The organism is Poritiphilus flavus (assembly GCF_009901585.1).
Lineage (GTDB): Bacteria > Bacteroidota > Bacteroidia > Flavobacteriales > Flavobacteriaceae > Poritiphilus > Poritiphilus flavus.
The window spans coordinates 391966-406934 of record NZ_WXYO01000006.1; the positions used below are offsets into that span (position 1 = coordinate 391966).

The 14969-nt window shown below is 45.1% G+C and carries 14 protein-coding genes; 11 read left to right on the forward strand and 3 right to left on the reverse strand.

The genetic code is table 11. The features are described 5' to 3' along the window. Positions 1 to 120: 120 nt before the first annotated feature. Positions 121 to 1209, reverse strand: a complete 1089-nt coding sequence (locus GTQ38_RS14435; protein WP_161436252.1) for a vWA domain-containing protein — start codon at positions 1207 to 1209, stop codon at positions 121 to 123. Positions 1210 to 1363: 154 nt separating this feature from the next. Between GTQ38_RS14435 and GTQ38_RS14440 the strand changes: the two genes are divergently transcribed. The 7 genes from GTQ38_RS14440 (at position 1364) to GTQ38_RS14470 (ending at position 8050) form a co-directional block, all read left to right on the forward strand. Continuing rightward, positions 1364 to 2299, forward strand: a complete 936-nt coding sequence (locus GTQ38_RS14440) for a polysaccharide deacetylase family protein (RefSeq protein ID WP_161436253.1) — start codon at positions 1364 to 1366, stop codon at positions 2297 to 2299. A 101-nt stretch (positions 2300 to 2400) separates the two neighbouring features. Then, positions 2401 to 2862 (forward strand): (2Fe-2S)-binding protein, encoded by a 462-nt coding sequence (locus tag GTQ38_RS14445; RefSeq protein WP_161436254.1) that lies wholly within the window; start codon positions 2401 to 2403, stop codon positions 2860 to 2862. Between the two features lie 66 nt (positions 2863 to 2928). Beyond that, positions 2929 to 5115 (forward strand): xanthine dehydrogenase family protein molybdopterin-binding subunit, encoded by a 2187-nt coding sequence (locus tag GTQ38_RS14450; protein ID WP_238857943.1) that lies wholly within the window; start codon positions 2929 to 2931, stop codon positions 5113 to 5115. A 2-nt stretch (positions 5116 to 5117) separates the two neighbouring features. Continuing rightward, positions 5118 to 5363, forward strand: a complete 246-nt coding sequence (locus GTQ38_RS14455; RefSeq protein ID WP_161436256.1) for a MoaD/ThiS family protein — start codon at positions 5118 to 5120, stop codon at positions 5361 to 5363. Positions 5364 to 5395: 32 nt separating this feature from the next. Beyond that, on the forward strand, positions 5396 to 6379 hold the full coding sequence (gene moaA / locus GTQ38_RS14460) for a GTP 3',8-cyclase MoaA (protein WP_161436257.1): 984 nt from the start codon (positions 5396 to 5398) through the stop codon (positions 6377 to 6379). Between the two features lie 10 nt (positions 6380 to 6389). Beyond that, complete coding sequence (locus tag GTQ38_RS14465) at positions 6390 to 6983, forward strand: NTP transferase domain-containing protein (RefSeq protein WP_161436258.1); 594 nt, start codon at positions 6390 to 6392, stop codon at positions 6981 to 6983. Further along, positions 6980 to 8050: a HesA/MoeB/ThiF family protein gene (locus tag GTQ38_RS14470; RefSeq protein ID WP_161436259.1), complete on the forward strand. Its 1071-nt coding sequence runs from the start codon at positions 6980 to 6982 to the stop codon at positions 8048 to 8050. The genes GTQ38_RS14465 and GTQ38_RS14470 overlap by 4 nt, the downstream gene beginning before the upstream one ends. Positions 8051 to 8337: 287 nt before the next feature. Here GTQ38_RS14470 and GTQ38_RS14475 read toward each other — a convergent pair whose 3' ends face one another. Next, complete coding sequence (locus GTQ38_RS14475; protein ID WP_161436260.1) at positions 8338 to 9552, reverse strand: molybdopterin molybdotransferase MoeA; 1215 nt, start codon at positions 9550 to 9552, stop codon at positions 8338 to 8340. 103 nt (positions 9553 to 9655) lie between these two features. On the opposite strand from GTQ38_RS14475, the gene GTQ38_RS14480 reads away from it, so the two are divergent. Beyond that, complete coding sequence (locus tag GTQ38_RS14480; RefSeq protein WP_161436261.1) at positions 9656 to 10762, forward strand: XdhC family protein; 1107 nt, start codon at positions 9656 to 9658, stop codon at positions 10760 to 10762. 384 nt (positions 10763 to 11146) lie between these two features. Here GTQ38_RS14480 and GTQ38_RS14485 read toward each other — a convergent pair whose 3' ends face one another. Then, positions 11147 to 12319 (reverse strand): cysteine desulfurase family protein, encoded by a 1173-nt coding sequence (locus GTQ38_RS14485; protein ID WP_161436262.1) that lies wholly within the window; start codon positions 12317 to 12319, stop codon positions 11147 to 11149. Positions 12320 to 12524: 205 nt separating this feature from the next. On the opposite strand from GTQ38_RS14485, the gene GTQ38_RS14490 reads away from it, so the two are divergent. The 3 genes from GTQ38_RS14490 to GTQ38_RS14500 all read left to right on the forward strand — a co-directional run bounded on the left by GTQ38_RS14490 (position 12525) and on the right by GTQ38_RS14500 (position 14906). Then, the gene (locus GTQ38_RS14490; protein WP_161436263.1) at positions 12525 to 12992 is read left to right on the forward strand and encodes an SRPBCC family protein; all 468 of its coding nucleotides are present in this window, start codon (positions 12525 to 12527) and stop codon (positions 12990 to 12992) included. A 16-nt stretch (positions 12993 to 13008) separates the two neighbouring features. Further along, positions 13009 to 13596, forward strand: coding sequence for a nucleotidyltransferase family protein (locus GTQ38_RS14495; RefSeq protein WP_161436264.1), 588 nt, complete (start codon positions 13009 to 13011; stop codon positions 13594 to 13596). A 113-nt stretch (positions 13597 to 13709) separates the two neighbouring features. Beyond that, positions 13710 to 14906 carry a hypothetical protein gene (locus GTQ38_RS14500; RefSeq protein ID WP_161436265.1) on the forward strand — a complete coding sequence of 399 codons (1197 nt, stop codon included), beginning with the start codon at positions 13710 to 13712 and terminating at the stop codon, positions 14904 to 14906. The last annotated feature ends 63 nt before the right edge of the window (positions 14907 to 14969 follow it).

Genomic DNA, 14969 nt, shown 5'->3' on the forward strand with positions numbered 1-14969 from the left:
TACTGATTACTGTTCACTGTTTACTGATATCATCCTCCGTAGCCTTGGCGAAGGAGGACTGTTCACTGTTTACTGATATCATCCTCCGAAGCTTTAGCGAAGTAGGACTACCAACCGAACCTACTCACATCCCCCAACGAATCCTTTGGCGTCGAATTTGGTTTGAACAGCACCTTGAAGATTTCCATCGGTAACCTGAATGGCGAGGTTATTCACTCCGCTACCATCTCGCTTGGGTGTGCAGTATTCAAAAAGGTAAAAACTGTTGGCCAACTGAGATACCCTAAATGAAATATCGTTAAAAGTGGACTCCAATTCTTCCTTATTACCTGCAAAAACGCTAAAAGTCTTCCCGATATCCGCCAGGACCTGAGTGTCAATTTCCGCACCTAGACCTATTGAAAAATAAGAGATATTACTATTGGCCTCATTCACTTTTTTAAGTGCGGAGGCTTCGGTATAGCGAGACGCCTGGTCAGTTCCATCGGTAAACAGCACCACAGAAACTGCTCCGATGGTCTCATTAGCAATATTGTCCTTGAGCAGGTCGTCCGCGATATCACTTGCTTTGATCACCGCCCCGTAAAGGTCTGTTGATGGGTCATTGCTTATGTTATCGTCAATTCCCTCTATGGCCGCTATCAGTTCTGTCTTGGATGAGGTAAGCGGATTCAAGGCATGTAGCTCATCAGCACCATCAAACCAATAGATGGCCATTTGGAATGCCGCATCTTCTATTTCAGGCATGACATTATTGATAAAACTTGTTGAAGCAGACTTTAGTTCATCCAGGCTGCTGCTCAAAACGCTATTACTTAAATCCAGAACCAGCAAGGTATTGTTGTTGAAGATCTGGGAGTTGGGAGAAATACGGGCGAGGGATTCAGAAGCTGAAATGGTGTTAAAGCAGTCGTCGTTCCTTCCTTGCTCGTAGATAGTAAACTGATTCGCGGTAAGTCCCGGAACAGGGTTACCCTGAGTGTCTGAAACCTTGAAAAATATGGAAACTTTTCCCGGAAGTTCTGTAAACTGATCCTGAATAGATAGCACCAGGTCGCTCTCACCCAGATTCAGGCAATCATCAACCGGTTGACCTTGTCCGAGGCCCCCATCGCCAAAATCAAAACTAACATCATCATCTGCGTTACCACAGGACATTACCAAAGCGAGAAAACTAAAGGTGAAGGCAATTCTAAGAAGGGATTTCATGTTCATATGGTTTTCGGTTCTCCCATCAGAACGGCCAAATCCTTCATAAATTATAGGCCGCCTCAAAAAAAATGTTAAATCTTGTTAAGAAGGCTCAGGACTTATTTTGTAATTTTCTTGTACCTATTGACATTCTTAAGAATTCGGTTGAACTATGAAGAAACTCCTTATACCATTCTGTACTCTCTTGCTTTGCCAAAACTTTCTGTTCGGTCAGCAAGTTGACATTTACGAACGCCTTGGATATCCAAAAGATAGCAAACTACTGATCATCCATGCGGACGATCTTGGAGTGACGCATTCTGAAAACATGGCCAGTATTGAGGGGCTGGAAAAAACCCCGGTGAATTCGGCCAGTATCATGGTACCTTGTCCCTGGTTTCCGGAAATAGCGGATTATGCCAGAAAGAATAGTTCCCGGGACCTGGGTGTACACTTAACGCTTAACAGTGAGTGGAACTATTACAAATGGGGTCCTGTTAGCTCAGTAGACGCAGTTCCGAGCCTGGTTAACAAGGACGGCTATTTTTATGCTTCTGTCGATAGCCTTTTGAGTGTTGGTAAAGCAGAAGAAGTAGAAATAGAATTGAGGAACCAGGTAAAAAAGGCCTATCAGTCAGGTATAGACCTCACTCATCTGGATGCGCATATGGGCGCGGCCGCAAGCAGGCCAGACTATTTAGCCGCATATATGAAAATAGGCAAAGAGTTTCAGCTACCGGTGCTGCTGGATGGAAGGATATATCAAATACAGGACCAGGGGGTCAAGGATTTGCTGGATGAGCGCACTGTGGTCATGGATAATATTCTAGGAGCGGCTCCCTCAGACTTTGACCAGGGTATGGCAGCGTACTATAAATCAGTATTAAATAATCTGTCTCCGGGATTGAACTGCCTTTTAATACATCTGGCCTATGACGATGAGGAAACGAGAGCTGTAACGGTGGATCATCCTTACTGGGGTGCAGAATGGCGGCAAGCGGATGTGGACTTTTTTTCCAGTCAGGAATGCAAGGAGCTCCTGGAGGAGCAAAATATTATTTTGGTCACATGGCGGGAACTGCGTGACAAGATCACCCGGGCGCCTTAGTACTTTAACATTTAACAAATTGTTAAAGCCCAATGTGCTGCTCGTTTTTTTGATACCTTTAAAGAGTATCTCTCTCATTAAAACACCTAAAACAACAGAATATGCCAACGTATCAATTTAAAGTCAACAACGAAAACCGCTCCGTTGACGTTAGTGAAGACACTCCCTTATTATGGGTTCTTAGGGATCATCTGGATCTCGTGGGTACCAAGTACGGCTGTGGAATTGCCCAATGTGGCTCTTGTACGGTTCACCTGGATGGGAATGCCGTTAGGAGCTGCTCACTGACCATGTCGCAGGTAGAAGGTAAGTCGGTTACCACTATAGAAGGATTGTCCGAAGATGGCAATCATCCTGTTCAGGAAGCCTGGAAGGAAGTGGATGTTCCACAGTGCGGGTATTGTCAGGCAGGTCAGATCATGACAGCATCGGCCTTTCTGGAAAAGAATCCTAACCCTAGCCCGGAGGATATCAAAAGTGCAATGCACGGCAACATATGCAGATGTGCCACTTACAACAGGATCTATCGCGCAGTGGAAATAGCTGCAGAAAAAATGGGCTAAAAATCAATCAACAAAAGAAACATGTCAACTAACATAACATCCTCAAAATTTAGTAGAAGAGCTTTTATGCGAACCAGTTCACTGGCTGGCGGGGGGCTCCTAATCGGGTTTAACCTCTTTCAGGCCTGTAAACCCAAAGCGGCTCCGCCTATCGATCTTGCCGAGCTGAACTACAATGACTTTAACGCATTCATAAAAATTGCGGACAATGGTGCGGTGACCATTTTTTCTCCCAATCCGGAAATCGGGCAGGGGGTAAAAACATCCATGCCAATGATCATCGCCGAAGAATTAGATGTATCCTGGGACAAAGTGAACGTTGTACAGGGTATCCTGGATAACGAAAACTACACCCGACAGGTAGCCGGGGGAAGCCAGTCCATTCGTTTTGGTTGGGAAGCCTTAAGACAAACGGGTGCTACGGCTAAGCAAATGCTTATCAACGCGGCTGCGGCCCGCTGGGGGGTAGATGCTTCCGAATGTACGGCCAGCGAAGGAGTGATCACAAATTCCAAGGGCGAAACCCTGGGTTATGGTGACGTGGTTAACGATGCTGCGGCACTGGAAGTTCCAGAGGAGGTTGCTCTGAAAGAAGTTAAGGACTTTAAGCTTATCGGTACGGATGTCGGTAATGTGGATATCGATAAGATCGTAACCGGAGAGCCATTGTTCGGGTTGGACTATAAGGCCGATGGGATGGTATATGCAGCAGTGGTCAGGCCAACTACCTTTGGTAAAAAGCTAGTGTCTTATGATGACGCCGCGGCCAAAGCGATGCCGGGAGTTATAGATGTAGTGAAAATTGGAGCCAAAGTACGAAGCCTGCTTGAAAAAGATCCAGGATTTTCCAGTAAGATATCCACTAGTGATAAGGTTGCCGTAATTGCAAAAACTACATGGCAGGCGATGAAGGCCAAAGAGGCGATTAAAGCGGAGTGGGAGGACGATGGTACTATAGATAGCACTGAAGAAATGGATAAGGCGCTGACCGGATTACTGGATGGTAACAGGTTTGAGAACTTGCGAAAAGACGGTAATGTATCCCGCGCTTTTGCGCAGGCTGATAAGGTTCTTGAGCGTACCTATGAGTCGCCCTTTTTACCCCATAACTGTATGGAACCCATGAATTTCTATGCCAATGTTACCCCGGAAAAGGTACACCTGGTAGGACCTATACAGACCCCTGCCTGGAAGGCCGGATTGGTAGCCGCCATGTTGGAACGGGATCCTTCGGAAATTCATTTGGAAATGACACGTCAGGGTGGAGGATTCGGAAGAAGGCTTTTCGGGGATTTCGTGATCGAAGCAGCTGAAATCGCGGATGCCATTAAGAAGCCCGTTAAGGTAGTGTATAGCAGAGAGGACGACATGATGGACGGGATCTACAGACCAGCTATCAAGTACCGCATAAAGGCTGGTGTAAAAGATGGAAAAGTAACTGCTTACCATCTGAAAGAAGCCGCGATCAATGACAATATGTATGATCTGATACCCAATTTCTTTCCTGCCGGAGCCATAGAGAACTATCAGGTAGACGTTGCCAAGTATCAGAGTAAGATAACTACAGGAGCCTGGAGGGCACCATATACCAATTTCCTTGCCTTTGCAGAACAGAGCTTCTTTGATGAGTTGGCCGAGATGATGGAGGTGGATCGGGTTCAATTACGCCTGGACCTGTTGCAGAAGGTAAAAGGTACTGAAGACGAAAGAATTCAATATTCCCCTGAAAGAATGGAGGAAGTCATTAAAGTGGCGGTTGAGAAATCAGGTTGGGGAACCAAACCGGAAGGTGTTTACCAGGGATTCGTGAATTATTACTGCCATAACAGCCACGTGGCTGAAGTCGCAGATGTAGAAATTGAAGATGGATCCCCTGTAGTTAAGAAGATTACCTGCGTAGTGGATTGCGGAATCGTAGTGAATCCATTAGGGGCCAAAAATCAGGCAGAAGGTGGAGTTATTGACGGCATCGGACATTCCATGTACGGGGATTACGCGTTTAAGGACGGGACCCCTATGGCAGCTAATTTTGACAAGTACCGATTGATTCGAATGAAAGAAGCGCCGGTAGTTGAGGTCCACTTCCTCAAGAATGAATATTCGCCTACCGGATTAGGAGAACCTACGCTTCCACCTGCAGGAGGAGCTATAGCCAATGCCTTCAAGGCAGCGACCGGAAAGCGTTTGTACAATCAGCCATTTAGCAAATATCCAGAACTGTTAACGGTTCCGGAAAAAGAAATCATAGGATAAATATGACCGTATTACTTTTTGGCATTACCAAGGACATTGTGGGTAGCTCCACACTGTCCTTGCCTGTTTCCAGCACTTCTCGATTACGAACTGTAGGGGAGTTGAAGGACTATCTCAGCAGTACCTATCCAAGGCTGAGAAACCTTAGCTCCTTAGCTGTTGCAGTAAACAATTCTTATGCTGAGGATAGTGATAAAATTGATAATTTTGACGAGATTGCGCTTATTCCACCAGTAAGTGGGGGATAATTTTATAAAGGCATAATTTACCGGGATACACTATGTTGATCGACAATCACAACAGACAAATAAATTACCTCCGACTTGCGGTTACGGACCGCTGTAACCTGCGCTGTAACTACTGTATGCCTTCCGAGGGGATCAATTTTGAAAAGCGAGAAAAGTTACTGAGTATTGATGAACTCTCCGAGCTCGCGGCCATACTGGTAGAGCAGGGTATAGATAAGATCCGTATAACCGGGGGAGAACCATTTGTGAGGAAGGACCTGATCGTGCTCCTAAGGAAACTCGCGGCACTTGAGGGTCTCAAAGATATCTCCGTTACCACCAATGCTACCCTGATAGGGCCTTATATTGATGAGCTTAAGGAGCTGGGGATCATGAACGTGAACGTGAGTTTGGATGCTATCAATAAAGAAACCTTCAAAAGCGTAACGCGGAGGGACCTTTATGATACAGTCTACGGGAATTTAACCAGATTGATCTCCGAAGGCTTTAACGTTCGCATCAATTTTATCGCCCTGGAGAATCAGAATACCCAGGATATTATTCCCATGCTGGAACTCATGAAACACTATCCGGTTTCCGTTCGTTTTTTAGAAGAAATGCCGTTTAATGGTGGAAGTAAGAATTTTACAGCTATCACCTGGGATTACAAGCGTATACTGGAGCACATCCGTTCTGCCTATCCTGATTTCAAGAAATTAGTTTCTCCAAAGACCTCTACTTCAATAAATTATCAAATCAATGGACATAAGAGTACCTTTGGTTTAATCCCATCATTCAGTCGAACTTTCTGCGGCAGTTGCAATCGCCTTAGGATTACGGCCACCGGCGATGTGATCACCTGTTTGTACGGCAAACCAGTGACGAATCTTAGGGATATTATGCGTTCACCGGCGTCCACTGAAAACGTAAAAGAGGCGATTTTGAAGGCAATCGGCAGTAGGGCCAGAACAGGATTTGAGGCTCAGCAAAACCACAATGCCGTATTCGAAAATTCAATGACCTCCATAGGAGGTTAATTCTGCTCAGATGAATAACACTAAGCTATATGGCCTGGTACTCTGCGGAGGTAAAAGCACACGGATGGGTGAAGACAAGGGAAACCTTCGTTATCACCAACTTCCACAGCAGGAACATCTTTTCCATTTGTTGGATCAACTCTGTGATCGTACTTTCTACAGTCTCCGCGAAGAACAGCGGGCAGATTTTCCTGAAGGAGCGAACCTCATTGTAGATGCGGATAAATATCGCGGCCCATTTAATGGAATGCTAAGTGCCAGGAAACAACACCCAGAGGTGGCCTGGCTCGTTGTTGCCTGCGATATTCCGCTGATCAACAAGGAGGCACTGACACAACTGGTAGAAGCCAGGGACAGTTCAAAGTACGCTACGGCCTTTGCAACAAGACAAAGTGGCTTACCCGAACCATTGGCGGCAATTTGGGAGCCAAAGGCTTTACTGCAGTCAGAACGGTATCTTGACAATGGTGACAGTACCTGCCCCAGGAAGTTTTTGATCAATTCGGATATCAAATTGGTCTTCCCCTTAGACGATGAAGTGCTGCTGAATGCCAACTCTAAGGAAGACTACGAGCAGGTGCTTCTTAAATTGGGCAAAGTATGACAGAAGAACGGTACAACAGGCAGATCACCCTAAAGGATTTTGGTCCGAAAGCCCAAAAGACCCTTGGAGGATCCAGCGTCCTGGTTGTGGGGCTCGGAGGCCTTGGTGTTCCGGTATTGCAATACCTGAACGCCATGGGCGTAGGCTCCCTTGGGCTAATAGATCAGGATACCGTTGAACTGGCCAACCTGCAAAGGCAAGTGCTCTACTCCGAAGAAGATCTCGGCAGGCCAAAACTCCAGGTGGCTCTTCAAAAGCTAAAGGCTCAAAACTCCGAAACTAATTTCCATACCTACGATAGTTTTCTGGTCCGCGAAAATGCGCTGGAAATCATTGAGAATTACGATGTTGTTGTGGATGCAACGGATAATTTTGCCACACGCTACCTGATTAACGACTGCTGTGTAATGCTCAATAAACCCTTCGTTTATGGTGCACTGCACGGATTTGAAGGGCAGGTGTCCGTATTCAATTACAAGGGTGGGCCAAGCTATCGCTGCCTGTTCCCCGATCCTCCGGCAAATAATGAGATCCCAAATTGTGATGACAATGGGATTTTAGGAGTTGTCCCTGGTATTGTCGGAAACCTGCAAGCCCTGGAAACCGTCAAAGTATTGACTGGAGTAGGGGAGGTCTTATCCGGGCAGTTATTGTTGTTTAATGGCTTAAATCAATCCTTTCAGAAGATCCGATTTAAACCTAAAGAAGAAAACCTGAAGATTTCCGCCCTGGAGGAAACTTACGATATCCCGATTTGCCATACGGTTCCGACAGTGTCCTCCGAGGAACTCAAAAAACTTCTGGATGGGTCAAAGTTCATACAGCTTATTGATGTTAGAAGCTTCATGGAGTTTGATGATTACCACCTTCAGGGATCACATAATATCCCCATCGACGAATTGGAAAACAGGTTAATGGAAATAGATTTTGATCATGAGATATATTTTCTCTGCCAATCCGGGAAGCGCAGTGAAGTAGCCGCCAGGATAGCCCTTTCCCAATATCCTTCCGCAGCTGTTTTCCATATATCAGGAGGGCTGAACAGGTATTCTGCGGTATTCTCGTAATTGGGATAATCTGTTGGATAATTAGATGGTTGGATTGTTGGACGATTAGATGGCTGGACTGCTGGAGTGATAGAAGGTTGGATTATTAGATTTTTACAATTTTACAGTTTCACAGTTTCACAGTTTCACATTTCCACATTGGTACATTGGATTGCTAGACGGTTGGATTGTTCGACTGCTGGATAATTAGACGGCCAGATCTTTAGACTGTTGTATTTTTGGATTACCTCGTTTTCAAATCCTCAAATCCTCAAACCTTCAAATTTCCTCATTGATTCATTGATACATTAAAAAACTTGTCTGTAATGCAGAAAAGGGTATACTTCCCCTTTTTTGAAGAGGGTTTTGTTTTGAGGTAGGATCAAAAAGCCATCCGCATTCACCAGGTTGGCAAAATCTCCTGAACCATTACCGGGAAGGGGTAGCGCTGCCAGTGTTCCGTCTGTCTGGCTTTCCAGTTTAGCCTCTAAAAAGTAAACAAGGTCCGGTTTAAAACTGATCTCGTCAAGAAGTTTTACGTACTGAAAATTTAAATTTAAGCCCAGCGAGCTTCTTAACCAGTACTGAAAATACACGTACAGGCATACAAAAGAGGACACCGGGTTTCCTGGAAGCGCAAAGATCTTTGCTCCTGTAAGAGCTGTTCCAAACCAAAAGGGTTTTCCAGGGCGCTGCTGTACTTTATGAAAGAGCCTTTTAACCTGCAGGGCCTCTAAAACCTCAGGTAAAAAGTCGTATTTCCCTTTAGAAACCCCACCGGTAAAGAACAATATCTGATGTGATTTCAAATATTTGGCGATTACTCTTTCCATCTCAGATTTCTCATCCGGCAGATGCTGCAATTCACTTTGTATCCCCCATTCTTTGAGGGTATTGCGGATGCCGTAAACGTTGGATCTTCTGATTTGGTGGATCTCTGGAGATTCGTCTACATCCACAAGTTCGTCCCCGGTCGAAAAAATAACGGCATCGGGAAGTTTTTTCACCAATAGGGAGGGTTTACCAACAGCTGCCGCAATATTGATCTCCGCACTGCTAAGCTGCCTTCCCTTTTTTACCATCAAGGCTCCCTGAGCCCTATCAGAACCTTTAAAATGGATGCTTTGTCTATGCGTTATCGTTTCTGACTGAAGATGTGCCACACCATTTTGGATCGACAGGTCTTCGTACCGGATTACGGTATCCGCTTTTTCCGGAACAATCGTACCGGTCATGACTTCTATACAATTATCAGGGTTTTGCAATACCAGTTGTGGACTTCCTGCGGGAGATATAGCCTCAATCTTAAATTGACGCCTTCCTGATTCAAAGGAGCTAAATGAGATGGCTATTCCATCCATGGTAACCCTGTCAAAAGGTGGGAAATCGCGATCCGCATGCAGGTCTTCCGCCAGATATGCTCCCACGCAGTCTTTTAATGCCTTGCTTTCAGTAGGGAAGTCTTCTATTTGACTTTCCAACAGCTCCAGCGCCCGTTGATATGTGATGAAAATGTTATCCATTTTAGAGCTGATGAATATAGCAAATTTTAGGTATCTTAGAGCATATGGCTGACAATACTATAGGTTGGTGAATCGGCAGCTAATTAGAATTTAATATGTGCGCATGAGAGAGATAAAATCCATTCTTAAACTTTTTGATTCAGGAGGCTTTAGTGGAGAAAAAGCGGCCATTGCCCAGGTGGTCCGTGTACAGGATTCTTCCTATCGCAGGGAAGGAGCAAGGATGATCGTTTTTGAATCCGGTATTTTTGAAGGAGGCATTAGTGGAGGTTGCCTGGAGGGTGACGCACTCAAGCGATCACAAATAGCCATTCTTAAAGGACAACCCTCAGTGGTTACCTATGACACTTCCAAGGAAAAGGAAATTGGGGTAGGGCTTGGATGCAACGGGCTTATAGAAGTACTTATTACCCCTATAGATGAGAATCCTTCAGCGATAGAAATGCTTCGTAAATGTGCGGAAGATCGCAGGCATCATTGCCTTGTAACCGTAGTGGCTATATCAGAAGAACATCCTTCCCTCAACCTGGGAAACAGTTTCTACTATCAGGCAGATACCTCGGAACTCGTGGGATGCCCGGAAGCATCTTTTGCCCAATTCGCAACGGCCGAGGCCCAGGATGTTCTTAGCAAACGAAAATCACGAATAATAGATTATGAAATGGAGGGTCAGCAAGTGAGGGCCTTTGTAGAATACATACCTCCCCAATACCATCTGGCGATCTATGGTGATAACTACGATGTTTATCCTATGATAGCTCAGGCTCAGGTTATGGATTGGGAAGTGAGCCTGGTCGGCAATATTCAAAAATTGGACAGTAAAAAACTCAGGTCTGTAAAACATCTATATCCCAAAGATGCTGCTGAGCGGCCTGAAATAGATGATCGAACAGCAATACTACTTATGGCGCACGACTTTAAGGCGGACCGCGATAACCTGGAAGAGCTGTTGAAATCCGAAGCGCCTTATATTGGTTCCTTAGGCCCCAGAAAGCGTTTTCTTAAGATTTTGGGAGAATTTGAAGATAGAGACATACACATTTCTGAGCAGGAAATGGATCGGATTTACGCGCCTTGCGGACTGGAAATCGGTGCGAATTCACCCGAAGAAATAGCTGCAAGTGTATTTGCTGAAATCCTAAGTGTATTCTCGGGGAAAGAAGGAGGGATGCTTAGAAATAAAAAGGGGCCTATTCATGCCAGGGTGTGAAGTTTAAGCGTAAGTTCAAGATTTAAGGTTTTGAATTTTGGATTGTTGGACGCTTGGAAGGATAGACGTTTAGACTGTTGGACGGTTAGACGTTTGGATGTTTAGATGGTTGGACGGAAAGACGTTTAGACGGTTAGACTGCCAGATGGTCGGACGGTTAGATAATTGGATTGTTAGACTGCCAGATGGCTAGACGAGTAGATAGTTTGCTAAGCAACTGTTCACTGCTTACTGTTCACTGTTTACTGTTTACTGTTAACTTAGGTGTGCGCACTGCCAACTGCTAACTGCCCACTGATCTCATCCTCCATAACCTTGGCGAAGGAGGACTGTTCACTGTTTACTGATTACTGTTCACTGATTACTGTTCGCCCCCGTGAACCCTCACCTCCTGACCCATAGAATATTATTCTCGCGTTGTTTTGCGATCTCCCTGGAGACGATATCCACAGCCTCATCTACATGTTCTTCCGTTGTGAATCGTCCAAGGCTGAACCTAAGGGAAGCATAGGCCATATCGCGAGCTACTCCCATGGCGGTTAGCACGTGCGAAGGTTCTACCGAAGCTGAATTACAGGCGGATCCGTTGGAAACCGCAAGGTATGGGCTAAGGGCTCGTAGCAGATTTTCTCCATCGACAAACTGAAACGAGATATTGGAAGTATTTGGCAGGCGTTCTGCCTCCTTGCCGTTCACTGTTGATAATTCGATTGAACTGATACCTTTTTCCAAACGGTCCCTTAGGCTTTTCATCCTCCCGGTATCTTGTTCAAGTAGCTGCTGAGCCAGTAATGTGGCACTTGCAAGACCAATAATTCCCGGGGTGTTCAGCGTACCACCTCTGAGACCGCCTTGCTGACCACCTCCCTGTATAAAACTTGTAAACACCTCTTTTGTGGTAGCCTCCCTGGCATAAACCATTCCCACACCCTTGGGGCCATATAGCTTGTGGGCGGAAAAACAGGCGAAGTCTACGGATTCAAAAACTTCTGCTAGCGGAATCTTACCCAGGGCTTGAGTGGTGTCTGAAAAAAGCAGGATTTGGTGTTTGCCACACAGCTCCCCCAACTCCCTTAGAGGTTGTATAACTCCAGTCTCATTGTTGGCATATAAGGTAGCGATCAGTATGGTCTTATCCGTTATGGCTTGTTCATAATGGTCAATGGGGATGAGTCCATTGCGGTCCACATCGAGATAGGTCACCTCGATACCGTCTTTTTCCAATTCCTTACAGGTATCCAGGACCGCCTTGTGTTCTGCTTTGGTAGTAATGATATGGTTTCCAGACGCTTTTTTCGCCTTACAGACTCCTTTGATGACCATATTGATGCTTTCCGTAGCCCCTGAAGTATAGATCAGTTCATCCCCTGATACCCCCAGAGAACCAGCGATACTTTCGGTGGCTTCCTCTATGGCGTTTTTGGCCAGCCATCCATAAGGATGGTGACTACTGGAAGCATTGCCAAAGTCTTCTTTAAAAAAAGGGAGCATAGCCTCAAGAACCTTTTCGTCACAGGGGGTTGTAGCATTATAATCGAAATATAACTGGCGATACATGGGCTTGCGGATCTCTGGATTAAAGTTAAGGAAATATCTTTTGGATTTTGTGTTCCACTTCTGTTAAAGCAAACCGCTTTCCTCGTCTGCTAAACCTGAAATTGGACAGAACCTGAAAAAAGAATACCTTTAAGAAAATCGTAAATTAAACCGTGTAAAACGGTTTGAGCTAATTCTCAAATCTCTTAACTCATCACAAGTATTTATGAAAACTTCCCTGGAAAAATCTTTTGAAGTGCCCCAGCAATTGCCCCTGGTTTGGGAACACCTGATAGACCCCGCCAAAGTCATGGAATGTGTCCCCGGAGTGCAGATTGGTGATAAAATAGAAGAAAATAAATACAATGCCACTGTTGGACTAAAACTAGGGCCAATAGGAGCCCAGTACAAAGCCAAGGTAAGTTATGAGTCCATCGATGAGGAAAATAGAAAGATCATACTGCAGGGCAACGGGGTAGACAAAAGAGGTAATGGAAATGCTCAGATGGACATGACCATGACCGTTAGCGAAAACCCGGACGGCGGTTCTAATTTACAGGCGATTATGGAAGTAAGTATCAGTGGTAAGATAGCCCAATTCGGATCGCGTCTTGTCCAAAGCGTTTCCAACCAGCTATACAAGCAATTCGTCAGCAATTTTAAAAAACGCCTTGAGGAAGCCGAGCAATCCTGATGAAAGCAGATAAGATATGAATGCTGCTATAATAATCCTCGCAGCCGGGAGTTCCAAACGAATGGGTCGTCCTAAACAATTACTTCCATGGAAGGACACCAACCTTTTAGGGCATGCTATAGACAACGCACGGAAATCGGAAGTTAAGCAAGTTTATGTGGTATTAGGAGCAAATGCGGAAACGATAAAAGGATCTGTCCGGGACGAAGAAGTACAACTGACCGTTAACCCGAATTGGGCCAAAGGTATGGGAAGTTCCATCTCCAGGGGTATGGCAAAAGCGTTGAAAAGCGAAACCAAATGGGATGCCGTATTGATCATGCTCTCAGATCAGCCCATGATATCGGCGGATTACCTGGACAAACTAATACACACTTTTAAAGAAAAGAATTCGGGTATAATTGCGACGAAATACCCAAAAGGAATGGGTGTGCCGGCAGTTTTCAGCCAAAAATATTTTCCACATCTCCTTAAGCTGGAAGCGGATAAGGGTGCTAAATCAATTATTTTACAAAACAGCCAGGACACTTTTGCCCTGGATTCAGGAGATCTTCACCTGGATATTGATACTCCCGAGGACTACCGGAATCTTCAAAGCCTTTAAGTTCCGCGCTAACGAATGCATTTCATCGAAAATACGATTCATTTCAAATAATCGTTATTATTCTGGTTAAACCTTTGAACTTCAGTCAAGTCAAAGTATAAAAATTATGTCCCATGAAAACGACTGGAAAGAAAAACATTGTAATTCTGCTTAACCTACTCTTGTTTAGTGTTATAAGCGCAACGGCCCAGGATGTCACTACGGTTGACGCGGCCAGTGAAGAAATTAGTGAAAACCTCGACCTGGAGGCAGTGGCTTCCCTTTTCGGAGATGCCAAAGACCTGGAAGAGTTCGAACAGAAGTTGAACGATCCGGAGATCCAGATCTCGAATCTGGATTTGAACGAAGATGAATACGTAGACTATCTAAGGGTGGTTGAAACTGCAGAGAATGACACCCATCTGATTGCAATTCAAGCTGTTCTTGGAGATGATATTTTCCAGGATGTAGCTACCATTGAGGTGGAAAAAAACGCGGATGGTGAGGCGCAGGTTCAGGTTGTAGGAGATGTATACCTGTACGGTCCGGACTATATAGTAGAGCCTGTTTATGTTTACAGACCTGTGATCTTCTCCATATTCTGGAGGCCATTTTACAGGCCTTACCGCTCTGTTTTTTACTGGGGATACTATCCCAGGTACTTCAGGAAATGGAGGCCGTTTCATGTTCATACGTACCGAAGAAACGTACATGTACACATCAACGTACGGCATACTTATCACAGAACCAGTTTGAGGTATAGCAGTACCGCTGTTCGTATTCATACCAATGTAAGACGGAACGATTATGCCGTAAGATATCCCAACAGGTCTTACAATGCCAGAGTGGCTGGTGTAAACAAAGCTAACGGTACAAAGAAAAGGGCGGTAGGTGTAAACCAGGCCGATGGGGATAAATACCGAGCGGCTGGTGTAAACAAAGCCAATGGGACAAAGAAAAGAGCAGCAGGCGTTAATAAGGCCGATGGTACCAAAAAGCGTGTCGCTGGCGTTAACCAGGCAGATGGAGATAAATACCGAGCTGCTGGTGTAAAGAAAGCGGACGGAACTACCAAAAAGGTGGCTGGGGTTAACAAGGCAAACGGAACCAAGAAACGTGTAGCTTCTGTCTCTAATCCCGACGGCAGTAAAAAGACCGTTGCAGTAAAAACAAAGGCAGATGGTTCTAAAAGAGCAGTTGCTGTTAACAAGAATGCGGACGGTTCCAGAACGGTAAAGACAGCGGGTAAGAAAAGTACGAGGGGGAAAAACAATGCGAGGTCCAAAACCAAGAAAAAAAGTAGATCCGCCAATAAGAAAAAGAAAAGCTAATAGGTATTATAACCATTAATTCACCCCGATCCCTGGCAGGTTCGGGGTTTTTTATTTTATGCC